At 43.7% G+C, this 18,021-nt stretch carries 15 protein-coding genes; 3 read left to right on the plus strand and 12 right to left on the minus strand.

Annotated elements, in window-relative coordinates:
* Positions 1–302: 302 nt before the first annotated feature.
* Positions 303–965, minus strand: a complete 663-nt coding sequence (locus P2W84_RS14915) for a hypothetical protein (protein ID WP_276090952.1) — start codon at positions 963–965, stop codon at positions 303–305.
* A 136-nt stretch (positions 966–1,101) separates the two neighbouring features.
* Between P2W84_RS14915 and P2W84_RS14920 the strand changes: the two genes are divergently transcribed.
* Entirely contained in the window at positions 1,102–2,226 is a 1,125-nt protein-coding gene (locus tag P2W84_RS14920; protein ID WP_276090953.1) for an ATP-binding protein, read from the plus strand.
* A gap of 312 nt (positions 2,227–2,538) precedes the next feature.
* Here the strand turns inward: P2W84_RS14920 and P2W84_RS14925 are convergent, their stop codons facing one another.
* The 4 genes from P2W84_RS14925 to P2W84_RS14940 form a co-directional block, all read right to left on the minus strand.
* Complete coding sequence (locus P2W84_RS14925) at positions 2,539–2,769, minus strand: hypothetical protein (RefSeq protein WP_276090954.1); 231 nt, start codon at positions 2,767–2,769, stop codon at positions 2,539–2,541.
* 195 nt (positions 2,770–2,964) lie between these two features.
* Positions 2,965–3,468, minus strand: coding sequence for a hypothetical protein (locus P2W84_RS14930; RefSeq protein WP_276090955.1), 504 nt, complete (start codon positions 3,466–3,468; stop codon positions 2,965–2,967).
* Positions 3,469–3,603: 135 nt separating this feature from the next.
* Positions 3,604–4,299: a hypothetical protein gene (locus P2W84_RS14935; protein WP_276090956.1), complete on the minus strand. Its 696-nt coding sequence runs from the start codon at positions 4,297–4,299 to the stop codon at positions 3,604–3,606.
* Between the two features lie 211 nt (positions 4,300–4,510).
* Positions 4,511–4,789: a hypothetical protein gene (locus tag P2W84_RS14940; protein ID WP_276090957.1), complete on the minus strand. Its 279-nt coding sequence runs from the start codon at positions 4,787–4,789 to the stop codon at positions 4,511–4,513.
* On the opposite strand from P2W84_RS14940, the gene P2W84_RS14945 reads away from it, so the two are divergent.
* Complete coding sequence (locus P2W84_RS14945; RefSeq protein WP_276091374.1) at positions 4,734–4,958, plus strand: transposase; 225 nt, start codon at positions 4,734–4,736, stop codon at positions 4,956–4,958. The genes P2W84_RS14940 and P2W84_RS14945 overlap by 56 nt on opposite strands.
* A gap of 23 nt (positions 4,959–4,981) precedes the next feature.
* Entirely contained in the window at positions 4,982–5,776 is a 795-nt protein-coding gene (locus P2W84_RS14950) for an IS3 family transposase (protein ID WP_276090958.1), read from the plus strand.
* 420 nt (positions 5,777–6,196) lie between these two features.
* Here the strand turns inward: P2W84_RS14950 and P2W84_RS14955 are convergent, their stop codons facing one another.
* From P2W84_RS14955 to P2W84_RS14985, 7 genes are all read right to left on the minus strand, one after another.
* Positions 6,197–8,122, minus strand: a complete 1,926-nt coding sequence (locus tag P2W84_RS14955; RefSeq protein WP_276090959.1) for an RHS repeat-associated core domain-containing protein — start codon at positions 8,120–8,122, stop codon at positions 6,197–6,199.
* A 332-nt stretch (positions 8,123–8,454) separates the two neighbouring features.
* Complete coding sequence (locus P2W84_RS14960) at positions 8,455–8,655, minus strand: hypothetical protein (RefSeq protein ID WP_276090960.1); 201 nt, start codon at positions 8,653–8,655, stop codon at positions 8,455–8,457.
* Between the two features lie 93 nt (positions 8,656–8,748).
* On the minus strand, positions 8,749–9,027 hold the full coding sequence (locus P2W84_RS14965) for an Imm27 family immunity protein (RefSeq protein WP_276090961.1): 279 nt from the start codon (positions 9,025–9,027) through the stop codon (positions 8,749–8,751).
* The gene (locus P2W84_RS14970; RefSeq protein ID WP_276090962.1) at positions 9,024–12,530 is read right to left on the minus strand and encodes a polymorphic toxin type 10 domain-containing protein; all 3,507 of its coding nucleotides are present in this window, start codon (positions 12,528–12,530) and stop codon (positions 9,024–9,026) included. Before P2W84_RS14970 ends, P2W84_RS14965 begins: the two co-directional genes overlap by 4 nt.
* 27 nt (positions 12,531–12,557) lie before the next feature.
* Positions 12,558–16,196 (minus strand): hypothetical protein, encoded by a 3,639-nt coding sequence (locus P2W84_RS14975; RefSeq protein ID WP_276090963.1) that lies wholly within the window; start codon positions 16,194–16,196, stop codon positions 12,558–12,560.
* A 3-nt stretch (positions 16,197–16,199) separates the two neighbouring features.
* Complete coding sequence (locus tag P2W84_RS14980) at positions 16,200–17,156, minus strand: hypothetical protein (protein ID WP_276090964.1); 957 nt, start codon at positions 17,154–17,156, stop codon at positions 16,200–16,202.
* Between the two features lie 34 nt (positions 17,157–17,190).
* Positions 17,191–18,012 (minus strand): hypothetical protein, encoded by an 822-nt coding sequence (locus P2W84_RS14985; RefSeq protein WP_276090965.1) that lies wholly within the window; start codon positions 18,010–18,012, stop codon positions 17,191–17,193.
* Between the last annotated feature and the right edge of the window lie 9 nt (positions 18,013–18,021).

An 18,021-nucleotide genomic window follows, 5' to 3' on the forward strand; every position in this document is an offset into this window, starting at 1 on the left:
GCTCATTCAATCGTTAAAGTTGTAAATCCGTTGTATCAAAGGGCCAACCAGGCGATAATGTTCTTTCCGTCAATCTTACCCCATTTTCTTTAATAATAAGTTATATCCTGCCGATGATCTGAAGCAGACATGCCAGTAAGCCAAATACGTATCAAAAAGACAATATTAACGGGGTGAGTACGCCTTTTTACAGGGAAAAGGCGTACTCACCCCGTACTCATGGCGGACTCAGTGCGTAGTTGGGGTAGGTGCCGGTTGATCGCAATTGGGTATGAATAGTGCTCTGCGCAAACTACCCTCTATTAAACCTTACGTCTTTTGATTGTCCAATACATTGCAATCATTTCGTCAACATTCTTGATTGTATAAATGCCGTCTTTAAGTAGCTGTCCAATTTGCGGAACATCGGTAGTGGCTTTTGTCATTACTTCTACAAAATTTGCTTTGTTAACCTCAGCGGCATCATCGGGATTATCGCCATAGGTATAATCTGCAGTAACCTTGCCGGATGAAGAATTGATAAAAATACCATTCGAATTATAAAAACCGCCAGCTGTTCGGGACATTTTGTATTGGGCATAGACTTTTACCGGCCCGCTAAACACCTCGTGGACAAATACAGTTGAAGACCCGCCTTTCGGTAAATACTTCTCACCGGAAATGACAAAATACTGAACTTCATCTGCATTCAATCTGACAGCTTTTGTGGCAGAAGACTTAAAAGTAAAGTATTGCAATTCTTTTGATACAGGTTTATGTGAATTTCTGAAATCGTATTTGATTTCTCCGTCAAACTTTGTCCCGCTATTGTCAACATAAAATCCGCGTTCAAATACTTGAGATTTTGCTGGCAAACCAAACAACAAGAAAAAGAATAAGAGTACTGGGTTTCGCATCATGGAGCATTTTAGATGATCAAAAATAACAAAATCTATTGATTGCCCGCGAGCATGCCCCGCAATCATTAGAGACGGATAGATATTGCCAATAGGAAATATGAATAAATTTAAACAGGCAATTTATCGCCTCAACGCCAAATTGCAAAAATTGCGAATGCAATCGCAATTTTTATATTATTTTTGCGAATGAAATCGCAATTTTATGATTATACGTGCGCTAACAGATGTGATCAAAAAGCACCTTTCCGATGAAAAGGCCATAATCTTGCTCGGTCCACGCCAGGTGGGAAAAAGTACGCTGATGCGTCAGCTCTCACCAGAGTTCAAAGGCAACATACTTTGGTGGAATGGTGATGAGGCCGACATCCGGTCACTACTGGCCAGTCCAACAGCCAGTTTATTAAGATCAATGATCGGAAAAGCAGGAACACTCGTGATCGATGAGGCACAGCGCATTGAAAATATTGGCTTGTGTATTAAGCTGATTGTCGATCAGATTCCCGGAGTGAAAGTCGTCGCTACCGGCTCATCAGCTTTCGAGCTTGCAAATAGCATCAACGAGCCCTTGACCGGGCGTAAATGGGAATATCAACTGTATCCCTTTTCATTTGAGGAAATGGCGAACCATCATGGTCTTCTGGAGGAAAGGCGTCAGCTCAACCATCGTTTGGTTTACGGATATTATCCGGAAATCGTTAACAATCCCGGAGAAGAAGAAACCAGGTTAAAACAGTTATCCGGCAGTTATCTCTATAAGGACATTCTTACCTGGGAGCGCATTCAGAAACCAGATAAAATGGAAAAGCTCGTCCAGGCACTGGCTTTCCAGGTAGGCAGTGAAGTGTCCTATCATGAACTTGGACAACTGACCGGCCTGGACAATCAGACCACAGAGAAATACATCGATTTACTGGAAAAATCCTTCATCGTATTCAGATTAGGCGCTTTAAGCCGCAATCTTCGTAATGAATTGAAGAAAAGCCGGAAGTTTTATTTCTATGATAACGGCTTACGAAATGCCGTTATCAATCAATTCAGCCCGGCTAACTTAAGGCAGGATATTGGCGCGCTGTGGGAAAATTTCGTCATCAGCGAGCGCATGAAATACCTTGCTTACCATCTGGTTAATTGCAACCGGTATTTTTGGCGCACGCACGCGCAGCAGGAAATAGATTATATCGAGGAACGGAACGGCGTTATGAAGGCTTATGAAATGAAGTGGAATGTAAATACCCATGCAAAATTCTCGAAAACTTTCTTAGAAGCTTACCAGGGAACGGATACGAAGGTGATAAACCCGGATAACGTACATGAATTCCTATTATAGGATTTGACCATTTACACAAAAATCTTCACAGGTTCTATTTATCGCTATTAGACTTAATGATTGCTTATCAATGCCCTAAACGCCCTTATCGTATTTTCTCGTAGTAAGGAATAAACTCTTGTGCATAGCAAGCTTTATCTGTTTTGAATATACCTTTCTCAAATGCTTCCTTATGTAATTGGGGTAGTTTCCTGAATGTTTTCATTCGAAGTTTATCTACTCTCTTCATTGTTGTAAAATCATAAGTACCCCTTAACATCATTACAACCTCCACTTCATTACATTGATCTACAAGCCTTATAGTTGCAACATCTAATCCAACAGATTCAAATGATATTTTTTTACTGAGATAGGGATATCTATTTGAAAAAAACCATTTAAATCTGTTTTACCAACTTTAACTGTGTCATTAATGACAATTGATACGTATGGCAAAGTTTCCAAATTTTTATCAACTACCCTTCCTTTAATTGTTTTATTCTGGGCGCAAAGAATATTTGTTGAAATACAAAGCAAAGTACAAATAATTAATAATCTCTTCATCTCTTTACCTTTATGTATTTAATTATGGATATAATCGTATTCTGCTGGTACTGTCTGGCCTGGAATTCTGTACAATATAATAAATCTTGCATTTGGGATTTGTGGCTTATCACTTCGCATACTCCTAACGTCCTGTGAAATTTCGGGTGCAGATTCAGTTGCTCCCAATTTGCCCCCAAGATGAGTGTGAAAATCTTATAACACATTATTAAAAGAAAAATTATCTCCATATTTTTTTATGAGCCCACCAACTGAACCATAAGATGTCGTATAGTTATTTTGATAAGCTCCTAACAGCACATCTGTAGCATTTACAGAACCGTTAGATGAATATGAGAATCCTTTAATTTCTTTTCCAACATACTCTGAAAGTTGCAAAGTAAAAGATTTAACTCCTTCGACGGTTGCTTGGCCTTTCCAACCAACAGCGTTCTCATGGATCACACAAGCTACCCCCGTCGTCGGGTGCTTATCAAACGATACCCTTACGTTGCCCAGATGGTCCTTCAGGTTGTACTCGTAACTGTACGTGCTTCCGTTCTTCAGCGCACGCCCTTCTTCGGTAAAGAACTCCAGGTTGCCTCCGGTGTATTGGATGCCATCGATATACTCCCTGGTCACCGTACCCTGTACCGATTTCAGCTTCGTACCCGTCGAATCGTAAGTATAAGCAGCGTTGCCACCATTACTCCTGGTCACTCTTCGCTCGCGTTCCGTAAGCGCATTGCCGTTACCATCAAGCTGCAGTTGGTGCTGTCAGGTTTCTCTTATAGATAAATACTCAGGGTTGTTATATCCCAGTCTCGACAACAACGTGCCGGTACAACTCGTTAGCTATCTGTCCAATTTAGACCATAGTAAATCACAGTTACATTGATTATTCAAAGTATCGGGTATATTTACTTTGTTTAAACTTAGACCCCTATACCGACATATTGAACTATCTACTTTATCTCCATGTGAACACGTCTTAGATATACTTTTGATTGTGAGACGGTTGTTTGTAATTGTGAATTCAGTCGAATAATTCCAGGAGTAATTTGACCCAGCTTCATGAATCACTTTGAATCCATCTTTAGTTATAAAAATCCCACTATAATGAGAAAGAACACCCCCAATATCTGAAATAACATTAGGATAGACTCCTCTAATTTTTGATTTCCCGTTACTATTTCTTATAATCTCCACTAATAATCTTTTTGGTTTTGGATCAAAAGAAAAATCACATTTGCTTTCGACAGGCTCCAATGATCTAGGAGACAATATGGCAACGGCATCAGCATATCTATCCCCATTTAAGTCAACAGACAAGCTGTCCATTAAAATATAATAATCTGAGATTAAAATTCCAAGTTTAGAATAATATCCCCCAATAACAGATGAACATTGAGAACTAATATTTTTAGTTTTAACATCGATAAATTTAATTGTATCCAAAGTGGGATACGCTTCTGCCTCTTGATTGCCTCGCTCTTTAGAGATGCATGAACTAATTATTGAGAGGACAATCATTGCAATAATACTTTTCATATTTTATTTTTTACCAAGTTTCCAAAAACCCTGTAATTTGGCAAAGAATCTTTGTCTGTAATCTGTCTGTTCATTTAAAAGATGAGTAAATTTAATTTTATTCATGCCTTTTCTCCATCCAAAAATCTAATTGCTTTCATAAAACAGATAAAGCATATTCGCATTAAACAACAAGCCCCAGTTGAATCAACCGGGGCTTGTTGGTACTTTATTAATACTTCTGGGCGTATTCCTCCCAGTTCTTTGGGTATTTCTTTTTGATTTCTTTTAATATGTAATCAGGGATCGGCTCTTTATAGTAGTCCAAGCCTTTGCCCTTCAAAAAGGTTATGACCTCTGTAAGTCCCCCCAAAACTCCAACAGTTTGAAAGTTATTAAATTTAAACTGAGAAATCAAGAAATCAAATTTTACCGAGAGCCAGATCAGCGGGGTTCTGAAAGAACACGCAGGGGGCAAGAAGGCGGCAGATATCTGTCGTGAGTTGGGCATCAGTCAGAATACGTTTTACCTTTGGAAACGCAAATATGATGGCATGGACGCGGAGATGTTGCGCAAGTACAAGGAGATGGAGCGTGAAAATGCTAAGTTAAAGCAGATGTATGCGGAACTAAGCCTTGACCACCGGATCCTAAAGGACGTGATTGAAAAAAAGCTTTAAGGCCTTGTCAAAAGCGTGATTTAGTGGATGAGATTAGGTGTGAAGCGCAAATCAGCATTGCCAGGGCATGTAAACTTGTCGAACTGGAGAGATCGGGTTATTACTATAAATCGGTGCGTGACGACAGTGCCGTAGAAGATAAATTACGTGAATATGCAACCAAACTTCCCACGCGTGGCTGCCCGGAATATACCAAGCGGATTCGCAGGGAGGGTTTTGAGTGGAACCACAAACGAATTGAACGGATCTATGTTAAACTGGGCATGAACAAACGAAGACGGAAAATCAGGCGTAGATTGCCCAACCCGGAAAAACTTCCTTTGCTGCAACCGCTGGCTCCAAACATTACCTGGAGCGCTGACTTCATGGAAGATCGTTTGGAGAATGGTCGTAAGGTGCGGATATTGAACATCATTGATGATTATAACCGTGAAGCCCTGCTATGCCATGCATCCTTTAGCTTTCCTTCCCAGAAAGTTGTCGAGCTGTTCAAGCGAACAATTGAGTGGTATGGGAAACCAGGTGCTATCAGAACCGATAATGGGACTGAGTTCGTAGCAAAGGCTTTTGCAGGCTTTTGTTCGGACTTCTCGATTCAGCACCAACGGATTCAGAAAGGTAAGCCGATGCAGAATGGCTATTGCGAGCGTTTTAATAAGGCATTTCGGGAAGACATCCTTGATGCCTATATTTTCGAGGATTTAGCTCAAGTTCAGGTGCTTGCTGATGCATGGAAACAGGATTACAACAACAACCATCCACATTCCAGTTTGGGAGACTGCACACCAATTGAATTCAAAGAAAGAAGAAGTGCATAATTGTTTATTTTAGTGCTGTTGGGAAAGTGGGGTATCTACACTTACTCTTGAGTTTGGCTTTCATAATGTCGAAAATTTAATGGTTAACATAACTACGATCATCATCTTAATGCGTAAATCTATTCATATTTACCTGACATTTCCTCAAAATAACCACTTAAAAATTAATATACATCCTAATACTATACTCATCACAGATGCAACGTAGATTTGAATATCATGCCCAAAACTACTTCTGAAACCCGACCTAGTATCCTTTAGCATATTAAAGAATAGCCAAATACCAATAGTTAAAAATCCAATTCCGCCTACAAAAATCTTTAATTCATTAAAATTCATTTTTATTTTTCATCCTTTGATTTATCATAAACGAAGTCTGCTACTTTACCCCATGCTTCTGAAATAAAACTTAAAACGCCCTTATCTCCTTTTGTAATCTTCCGCATCCGCTGCTTTATCAATAGTTTTCCCTAAAGCTCCTGTAACTCCTTCAGAAATTATTGTAAAACCAGCATCCTTGTACTTCCCATCATTTACATCAAGAGCAAATTGAATTGCAGTTCCTGCTTTTTCAACAGCTTGTGCATAAGGGACGACAACTAAGCTACTGCCACCTGTAACTGGTGCTGCTGCATATGCTACGCCAGTTACAGCAGCACCAGTTTGCTCTAATATTGGTGCAGTTTTCCGTGCCATAAGTTTAGATGCCGGCTTTGTAGCTTTTGCTACAGTTTTCATATCCTCTTTTGTCTCCGTAACCTTTTTAAGTTTTGCGTATCTATCACTCCTTTCTTCCTGATCAACTTGATTTGAATTGCTGTTATAACCCAATAGTCTAAATACAGCATCCCGAGCTTTTGTCGCCCAACTTGATGGATCTCCAGGCCCCGTTGGCCTCATCCCATCCGGATCAATAAACTTGATCGGGTTGTCAAAGGCATAGTTGTAAGTGCTGTGCCTGCGCATCTTCTCCGCCAACGGATCTACACTCTGCCACCTGGCAATCACCGGGTCATAGAACCTGGCCCCATAGTCATACATATTTGAAAGAACGTCCTGCTCCTCTTTGCCGTTATAAAGATAATTATTTTTTGTTCCCGATATGTAAGTGATCGTATCCAGGCCGAAGGCATAATACTCATTCTCCTGGATCACCCTGGCGGTGCCGCCATTGTTGTCAAACGATACCCTCGCGTTGCCCAGATGATCCTTAAGGTTGTATTCATAGCTGTAGGTACTGCCGTTCTTCAAGGCGCGCCCTTCCTCGGTCGCAAAGAAGTCCAGGTTGCCCCCGGTGTACTGGATACCGCTGATGTATTCCCGGGTAACCGTACCCTGTACCGATTTCAACTTCGTGCCCGTCGCATCGTAGGTATAGGCAGCGTTGCCGCTGCTCCTGGTCACGCTTTGAGGAAGGTTCAGCCGGTTGTAGCTGATCGTCACGCCACGTTTGGTATCTGTAAGCGCATTGCCGTTACCGTCATAGGTATAGCTGCCGGTTATCGCCCCCGAGGTACTGCTCAACAGGTTGCTCATCCCGCCGTTCGCATAGGTATAGCTGGTCGGGGTATTGGTTGAAACCCCGCGCTTTAAGCTCAGGATGTTGCCCATCTTGTCGTACACCAGTTCCTCGTTCAGGGTAGAGTAAGGCAGGGACAGGGACATCACCCCCGATGATTTGGCACTTCCGCCAGCTACGCGCGATACTGCGCCGCTGTCATCGATGGGGCCGAAGTTATAAGAGGTTTTGGTCAGCCGGTTCAGTGCATCGTACGTATAATTGAAATACTTGTCGCCGCTGTATTGACCGATGTAGTTGTAACGAAGGATGTTGCCGTTGGGCTCATAGGTGAGCTTCTGTGTGAAAAGAGGGGCAGTAGACGACTTCAGCCAGTCACGGTTTGTGTAGACATAGCTAATGGTCTGAAGGAACGAACTGCCACTGTTAGTACTGTGCAGGTTCTTCTTATACACATGCCCCAGATCATCGTATTCCAACCTGGACAACAATGTGCGGGTACCGCTGCCAATCGTCTGCCAGCTGTCTACCTTCCTGCCCCGATGGTCGTAGGTGTACTCGTCCAGTGTCTTTAACTGCTCGGTTCCGCCTACCTTATGGCTTCTTGTGGCGGTAGGCACTGCCCCGGTAAAATCGTAGGTAGTGCTGATCTCGTCGTAATTGCCTGCTACTACTGTGCTTCCCTTGTAGTGCTGCTTAAAGGCATGGCTGACCTTGCCGTCCCGGTCATAGTAGTTCACCACCCACAGCATGTTAGCCGTGTCCAGTACGTTTATCTTGGTGTATGCCATAAAATACTGGCCTTTCCCGGTGACAGTTAGATTCATAATTTTAAACTGCTGGAGTTTTTGGTGACTTACACCAAGATCGTAAATGCCTTCAGCATTACTGATTACCTTATCGGGCATCCCGATCATATAATTATTGATAAAGGCTTAATCACAGAGGTCATGCCGGTCGCTTCGTTAAACCTAAATTTCGCAGGGTTTTCTTCCTTCGCCCCGAGCGAAGGCAAGCAGGTATAAAAACAACAACAGGCTGCATAAGTGTTTATGCAGCCTGTTAGCTAATTAGCAAACTTGACTATCAGATAAACATCAAAGCTTGCTTCAATAAACAGACTATGGTCACAAGCGACAAGCTCGCATCAGCCTGGAGGTTATTTATAGTCATCGCCAATTAATCCACTAAACTTCAAAATGGCCTTAATATTCTCTTCGCCCAAATCAACTGCTTTAAGTATTGAAATAGCTGACTCAATATCCTTTTCCTTCACGGCTTCGTAATACCCGTCAGATAATCCGCTAACATATAAGCGTTCATTAACTGTCATTCCTGAATATTCATTTTTGCTATCCATTATTCGCTTAGGGCCTCCTTAAAACAACTTTTGCACCGTCTAAGATCAAGCAATTTTTATTTCATTCAACTATCATCATAAGGTTAGAATTGCCTATATAGCGTATTTTGATCCAGCATCTTCTTTTGATAATTGTATTAATGAAGGAGGGCCGCCCCCTTGCAATTCACTATGTTCATAAATTAGCTCCCAATATCTCATATCTTCTGGGTCTTGGTATAAAACGTCCCAGCCACTTTGATCCGAGGTTATACGCGTTAAGTGGTTATCACGTAGCCAATATATTCTCTTACATTGTTCATCCTCTACCATTTTTTGACCATTAAAAGTCCAATTACCTGTAATTTTTTTTTCGCTTGAATTTATCATCATGGTATTACATTTTTTGTTGCATTAGCAGGTATTGGTTGATTCGGGATCGTAAACTCTCTCGCACCTCCCATCGTTCTACCAAAACCTACAAATCCGGGATCAGATCTATATATTGGAGTCGCAATCCCTCCAGTTGGAGTAGGAAAGGTAAAAATAGTAAATCCAGTTTGACTTTCAGGAATTGCAAGCTTAGTCGCTATCTGACTAGAATTTAAACCCTTGATATCGCTAGCAGCAGTTACAAATACATCAGGAGTACCAGGCTTTCCCAATGTAGTAATACCATCCGCAGTAGGAACAACTCTCGCTAACTCGTTTGGCACCGGATTGTTAGCTTTCGGAATTAACGCTTTCGTACCTCCAATAGCCTCGCCTGCTGCTGCCGTAGCAAGAACAGTGGCAGTATTAGCTGTTTCGCGACCAATGATATTCCCAAAAGCTTTACCATCACCTTGAATAATTGCTTTGGCTGCCGCAAACTCAGTCTTTAACACATGTGCTCCGGGAGATTTTGTAACTGGTGACACCAACAGTTCTCCTACGGACATACTTTTAACATTATTTACAACAGCTCTAGCAGTAGCTCCCGGATTCTGAACTGCATGAGCTATAGATTTGAAATAGCCTTTAAAAGAATTTTTAGCAGAAGCCCAGGTATCACTCAGGAAATTTGGACCTGGCCACATACCATCGGGATCAATGAAGTAGATTGGATTATCAAACGCATAAGCATAAGGAGACCATCTTCTACCTTGCTCAGCCAACGGATCCACACTCTGCCACCTCCCAATCACCGGGTCGTAGAACCTCGCCCCGTAGTCATACATATTTGAAAGAACGTCCTGCTCCTCTTTACCGTTATAAAGATAATTATTTTTCGTTCCCGATATGTAATTGATCGTATCTAATCCAAAAGCATAATACTCATTCTCCTGGATCACCCGGGCTGCCCCCGTCGTCGGGTGCTTATCAAACGATACCCTTACGTTGCCAAGATGGTCTGTCAGATTGTACTCGTAACTGTACGTGCTTCCGTTCTTCAGCGCACGCCCTTCTTCGGTAGCAAAGAACTCCAGGTTGCCTCCGGTGTACTGGATGCCATCGATATACTCCCTGGTCACCGTACCCTGTACCGATTTCAGCTTCGTACCCGTCGCATCGTAAGTGTAAGCAGCATTGCCACCACTACTCCTGGTCACGCTTTGAGGAAGGTTCAGCCGGTTGTAGCTGATCGAGGTGACCCCACGCTTACCATCCGTAAGCGCATTGCCATTGCCGTCATACGTATAGCTGCCTGCAACCGCGCCGGAGGTACTGCTCAAAAGGTTGCTCATCCCACCGTTCGCGTAAGTATAGCTGATCGGGGTGTTGGTAGACAGTCCCCGCTTTAAGCTCAGGATGTTGCCCATCTTGTCGTAACTAATCTCCTCATTCAGCTTGTTTGCCGTTACCGTCCCCCCTGAGCCTGAGGTAGCATAGGTTGAACTGATCAGCCGGTCCAGCTTATCGTAGCCGTAAGTAAAACTGCGGCTGCCGCCGTATTGCCCAGTATAGCTGAACGTAGAGATATTGCCATTCGGCTGAAAGGTGGTATTTATAGCCAATAGCGGGGCAGTCATGCTCTTCGCCCAGTCACGGGTGTTATACGCATAGGTAATCGTCTGGAGGAACGAGCTGCCACTGTTAGAGCTGTGCAGGTTCTTCTTGTACACATGCCCCAGGTCATCGTATTCCAGCCTGGACAACAATGTCCGGGTACCACTGCCGATCGTCTGCCAGCTGTCTACCTTCCTGCCCCGATGGTCGTAGGTGTATTCGTCCAGTGTCTTTAACTGTTCGGTTCCGGCTACCTTGTGGCTTCTTGTGGCAGAAAGTACCGCCCCGGTAAAGTCGTACGTAGTGCTGATCTCGTCGTAATTGCCCGCTACTACTGTGCTTCCCTTGTAGTGCTGCTTAAAGGCATGGCTGACCTTGCCGTCCCGGTCATAGTAGTTCACCGTCCACAGCATATTGGTAGTACCCAGTACGTTCACCTTGCTGCCGGTAAGCAGGCCCCTGGTCATCGCAGAGGCATCGCTGCCGCTGTAAGGGTATGGATTGCCCCCTGGAAAATTGTAGTCGTCGTAATAATTAATGGAAAGGGTTACCGCCAGGGTAGTCGGGTAAGTAACGCTGGTATAGCCGGTACCAGTGGCGGTACGGGTCTCATACTGGCTGGCTACTGCATCGGCACTGCTCTGAATAGCACCTAAGTAACTGGTGCCTGCTGTACTGCCCGTGTGGGTATAGATGCCGGTTACGACTGAACGTCCCTGCCCGTCATATTTGCTGATACTCCATTCCTGCGGCGCCTTCATCCGCTGCACTGAGTCCTGCGTCATGATCACCTGGTTCAGCTTGTTGTACACCATAAACTCCCAGCCCTTGCCGGGTACTTTTTTGGCGATCATCCGGTTCTGGTCATCGTAACGGTACTGGTAGCACAGGTTGTCCAGCGTGCTCTGGCTGGGAATACCATCTGCGTCCGCCTCAACCTTTGGTGGAAGCACGAAGCTCAGGTTGCCCAGGTCGTCATATACGTAATAGGTTGAAAGCGTCTCCTGGATCGATCCTACTATATTGAAATGCCGCCGCAGGATCACCCGGTCGTCTTTGTCCTTGTACTCGTGCACCGTTCCCGCCAAGTACGCCAGGGCAACGTTCTCATTTTTGAAGCTGTTGATCAAAATTTCACTGCCACTGTATTTGGCATTGCCGGTCCTGGTCAGTTTTCGGGCCCCGGTGGAGGAATTGACCAGCACATCATATCTGGCCACATCATTAGTCCCCATCAACGTAGCATACTTTGTTGTCTTATCAGAGCCGATCTCATAACCGGCACCATAGCTCTGTTCCCGAATCCGGTTCAGTCGTGAACCATCAAATACCGTCCGGTGCACTGGCTCAGCATTGGCCTCCATAGACAGCGGAATGTTGGCAGATGAATAGTAGCTCTCGACATTGAAGCTAAAGCCCTTTGTAAAGAAGTTTTTCTTTCCCGAGGTATAGGCGAAGGACAAGTACTTATTTGCCTGCCGGTCTGCATCGTCGTATTCAGTAATCGTGATCACATCTTTAAAATCAGGGGTACTCTTCACGTTCTGGGTTTCTACCAGTTGCCCATAATGGTTTAGAGTCTGTACATCCACTATCACCTGGTTGATGCCATTCTTTGGATCCGAAGGTTCAATGATCCCCGGCACTCTGGTCGTATAGCTGACAATAGTATTCATTGAGGGGTTCAGGGCATAATTGAGCTCTCCGCCGGGGTTTGAGCTGATATAAGCCCTGAATTCTGCCCCTGCCTTTACCTCAAAACCTTCACTCAAGGTAATGCTCGTATTTGCAGTAATTTCCTTTTGCTTCTCGTATTTGGAAATCACCTTGTTTTGCTGGGCAGGCACTAGTCCCGGTATCATACAGAGCAGGCCAAGTGAGGTCATCACTTTTAATATCGTTTTCATAATCGCTGTTTTTGATGGTTACTGGTACTATAGCCCGCTGGCCTCCTGATACTTGTAGCTATTTACAATGTTTCCGTCCTGGTCCTTAATATTCTTCAGCCGCTGCTTCGGATCATATTCATAAAACTGCAGCTTTCCCTTGGGGTCGATTACTGCGGAAATCCCGATCTGGGGTTCATAGGTATAGGTGGTCATCTGGCTCTCATAAGGATGGAACCTTAGCTCGTCGATATAGCCTGTGCCGGATACGGTAACCGTACCACTGACCGCACTTACTTCACGTTCTGCATAGCTCCATTCTCCATAAGTGTTCTTTACAACCGCTGCACTGACTGTGCCGCCGGTTACAGTAACCGAAGCTGCGTATTTGTACCAGTAGGAAAGAATGTATTTGGTAGTAGAAGGAGTTCCGTTCGTCTTGGTGATATTTCCTGTAGCCAGTGAGTATACCTTTTTACCCGATGGTCCGGAGACATCGGATACCGGTGTACCTGTAAAAGTCCAGTTGCCTGCGTCACTGGTTTCAAAACTGGTATAGGCCACATCTGCGCTTGTATACCTGCCATTCGGATCATTCACACTGGAGGTGTTGTTCGCATTGCTCACTTTGGCCACCGGTAATTGGTTATCATAACCCCAGAGGATTACATTGGAACTTCCATTCAGCTCTGTATATTTATGGACATTTCCCTTCTTATACAGATCATAACTGACCTGTTGTCTGAAATCGGCGAGATTGATACTGCCCTCATCTCCACTAAAACCGGATGTTGCAAATGGTACTTGTGCGCTGCTTAGCTTACGCTGGAAAACCTTGTCGTTATAAATAGCATCTTCCTCCAATTTATAGGTGTTGATGATCCAGTTTTTTATGTACGCTGTACCTGCCCCAGCTTTTTTAAAGGTGGTATATTCTTCGATCGGATCGGCCAGACGTTGATTTTTGCTCTTAATGGTTTCAATTATTGAGCTACCGCCCGTATAGTCCTGAGCATACTTGGTGGTCGTGATCACTGAATCCCCAAGTGAATTTTTAACCCCTACCCTGGTAGGCAGCAAATGTGCCGGATTGTCGTAATTATATTTCACCTCAGTGATGCTCTGGGTCAGGTAATTGTCGTCAAACACGGTTATCTTTTCACTGTCTTTTCGGATGCAGTTTGACAATCCGGCCAGGTTTACAAATTCATGCGTGTATTTACCTTGAAAATGAGGTGTTCGCGATTCGTCTGCCAGCTGGCACTTAGAATAATAATCTGCCATCCCTAAACCACAACTTGACCATTGGTTATAAAGAAATAAAGATTCTTCAGAAATTGGATTGTCAGTGATCGCACCTCCCGGTGTATTGGCCGGAAGCGGGCCGGATAGCTGTGAAGACATCGTCACAAAGAAAGACAGGGTTTTATTTTGCGGTGTCAAAGGAGCATTGAAAAATTTGAAACTGCTTTCCTTTTGCCTCACCACATTATACACGTTATTCTTGAAGGCATATTCCAGCTCGGCATAGGTTTTATTCTGGATCTCCTTTTGCACGCCAGGATTGGGCACAATCAAAGGCAGGTTTATATTGTCTATCGCAGAACTCAAAGCAGCAGCCGTCCATATATAATCAGGAGCATCGTAAACAGGCAAATAATTAAAATATGCAGTTTTGCCGTATCTTCCCTGGCTTGCCGAGTTCGTTATATACTTCGTAACTGAACCATACATCGCATAGCTTCCGCCCGACTGGGACATATTGTTTACAGGGTGTGAGAGCAGCATGATATTACTGTAGCTGGACAAAATACTGTTCGCATCATTGAAATATCTGGAGATATGGCCTACAACATTGCCTGGAATAGTAACCTGACCATATCCGTTTTTAACACTTGGCGTTTCTGCCTGGGCCAGACTCGCCTCACCATATTCATATCTGGTCTTGACATCTTTACCCGATAATGTATAAACGTATAAGCTGTCATGCTCTAGTTTCCTCGTGACGGACTTTACGCGAAAGCCACCACCGAAAAAAGTCTTCGAAGTAAGAACTCCATCCAAATATACGTTCTTACGGAATTTATGAGGTTCGTACTCATAAACAAACTTCGCACCTGCAGGAGTTTTTACACTAGCTAATGTTCCTTTTAGGGCATTGCTGAAGTTAAAGCCCCGGTTGGCGAAATCGATCTTGTACCTGGGTATACCCAAATAATAAGCCATGTTTAAAAAACCATACCTATCTGTAGCCTCCGGACGTGTATAGTAAATAAATTTGTTATTGATCGCATACTCTGATTCAGCAATACGATAACGATTCATCAGACTTAGTGCCAGTACACTATCAGGATGTTCAAGTAAGGTTCTGTTGACCACTCCGTTGTAAAAGCCCCACCTATCCTGGGAGTTCATCGCCAGAGAGTGCTTGTTGGGCGCTACCGGCATTTTCTGGAAATAATCAAACTCCCAGGGGCTGCCTTTTACATCGTTCGCATCATGAACATCAATCTTTGTCAGGTAATGTCCGTAAGATACCTCGTTTTCATCGTAATAGAATTCATACCGCTTCAATGTGGTGTACACCGCTCCTTCCTTCTGGTAAATACGTATGGTAATTAACACGTCCCGCCCTAATATATCGCTGCCATACTCAAAGGATACACGTCCATTTGGATAATCGATGGATTTTATACGCGAGTGTGTTAAATATTCGGTTTTTGATTGTGAAATTACTGGCTCACCAATCTTGTAAAGTCTGTTGGGGTCTTCAAGAGCACCTCCACTGGCTCCGGGGGCTTTCACGTTTCGATAAAATGGAATAGACTCAGAGGTGGAAACTCTGGCCATTTTGTTTAACCTCGAAGTGTCAGAGATTGACTCATAATTAAAAGACACCATGCTCTTAAACTTTACAGACTCTATACTGGACAATACATAATCTTTCCATTCGAAAGTCTGCGGATCCTTCGTAAAATCTGAGTCTCCTATATATTGAGGTGTACTAGGAGAATTCGGGTCAAAGTAGGTTCGCTTTCTCCATTGCTTACGATCACCTGGAAGAAAATTATAGACCAGACCGTCTGTGGTCTTAATCGTCGTGGGATGCTCAATCTTAATCAACGGATCATAGGGAAATGTAAGTCCGCTTTTGGTATAAGTCCCTCCACTACCGTTAGGCAAAAAATAAGAATAAGTATCCCAGGCAGCATCACGCTTCCCATCGACAACATGCTGGGTGAAAGTTTTATGTACCCCATTATTAAAGGGATCATACCCGCCCGAATTTTCAATGCCCTCAGGTAAAGGGGTATTTTCTATGCCGACGCCAGATGCATCGTCTTTCCTGCCTTGAATATTCGATACAATTTTGCCACCAGCGGAAAGTTCCCAGCCCATTCCGCAAGGCCCGGCATCCTGCCCGACCTTTATCCCCAAGGCCGAGTAACTCAGGGCAATCGGCACTGAGATGTCGTTCACCTTGATCTCATAAAGCGGGATACTGATCTTCAGCGTACCCGAGGTGACATCAACGTTGTCCAGGCTTGCATTTATTTCAAAAGTCCCTGTCTTTGGTGCCGTTCCGATGGCTCCGATTGCCTTCTTGTTATAAGAAATCTGGCAAGAGCTCCGCTTCACTACCCCTGCGAAAAGGAGTAGTGCAATTAAAAAACACTTAAGATTCATATGCTAATTCAGATTATTTTTTTGTTTGTTTTCCAGCGATTGTATTCTGTTGATAAGACCATTGATCGATGTTTTCTGGTCTTCGTTTTCCTTCTTCATCTCGATCAGGTGCAGCGTCAGCTCTTCGATCTTCTCCAACAGTTTCTTGTTCATTTCACCCAGTTCAACGCCATTTTCCTTCACTTCCGCAGCAGAAGGAATACCCGGCAAATGGCCTTTCTCTTTGATATGAGTTTCGGTCTCCGTGAGCGTTGGGAGCTTATAGTCTTTTGCAAAGACATAATCCGGCCAGTTTGTAATCTCTATCTTAACCTCTTTTGACCGAATTTTGCCATTGACAGAGAGCTTTTCTGCAGGCGTTGCAGTGCCAATTCCCACATTTCCATTTTCGATTGCCTTTATCGCCAGCTGAGCTCCATCGTTTGAGATATCATTCCCTACATATAAACTCCAATCATTCGTCATTGGCAGAAACTTAGTTACTGTCAGATCCGTTCCTGAAACATTTAATGGCGTCCAGGCCCCATTGTTATTAATTGCTCTTACCTTAATATTTACAGTAATGGCTTCGCTTGTTATGCCAAGTGTATTAATTGCCCTGATGCGAAATCTAGGAGCGGCATATTCCGTATTACAATCTATCGTAAAATTGTGCCCAGATGATCCATTGGTGCCATATCCATTACTGTTTACACGACCTACTTCCCGCCAAAGCGCGGGGTTTGCATGACTTATACTAGCCAGGTAAGTTGCTGCCGCTGCAACATTGCTGCGCGTGTAGGAAATCGATATTTCGTAATTACCGGACGAGCCCGCATCATATAGGCCAACCGCTAAGAACTCTGTATACCTCCCCACCTGGAAGTTGGCGGGAAAGGTCACTGAAGTAATATATTCGCTTGCCACAAGATTTGCTGCCGACACCTTTTTAACAGAGAAAGACACACAGGCTATGATCATTAATGACAGTTTAATTAATTTGCGCATAACGTTATTATTTAGATTTCAATTTTTCGATATCTTCCTTTTGCTGTTCATTTTCCCTGACTAAAAGGTCTACTCTTTTTTTTTGCTCAATCAAATGCAGTGTGAGTTCCTCAATTTTCTGCAGCAGTTTCTTGTTCATTTCACCCAGTTCAACGCCATTTTCCTTTACCTCTGCAGCAGAAGGAATACCTGGTAAATGGCCTTTCTCTTTGATATGAGTTTCTGTCTCGGCCAGCGATGGGAGCTTATATGCTTTTGTAAAAACATAGTCCGGCCAGTTTGCAAGTTCAACCTTAACCTCCTGTGCCCTGATTTTGCCTTTTACTGAAAGCTTCTCGGTAGGAACGGTAGTACCAATACCGAGGTTTCCATTCTTATCAAGCCGCATCCATTCTATGGCATCGGGCCAGGAACCATTGTTCGTAGCAAAGACGAGATCTGTGGGAATAGCGGTAGCGTTAGGGGTACCATTAACCACGGTACCAACATAACTTCCACGCACGAATGAGGATCCCGCATATCCCCAGGATTCGAAGCTTCCCAGATAATCGCCGTTGGCAACTACTAAGGGTACAGTCCGCGTTCCCCTCGCTTTGCGGACTTGTACAGTGGCCCCTCCGAAATTGCTAAAGTAATGATCTGCCTGTATTTCGGGATTTGTTGAAGAGTTTCCAGCCACATTTAAAAATGATGTTGGAGAACTTGTCCCTATGCCCACATATCCGGTATTTGTGTTGTAGACATTATTTCCACTTGTAACCCACTGCGCTGATAGTGTATGCAATGATCCAACCAAGGCTAACAGCAACGTAAAAATTTGCTTTTTCATTTTCGATTC

The organism is Pedobacter sp. JY14-1, from assembly GCF_029269825.1.
Classification (GTDB): Bacteria; Bacteroidota; Bacteroidia; order Sphingobacteriales; family Sphingobacteriaceae; genus Pedobacter.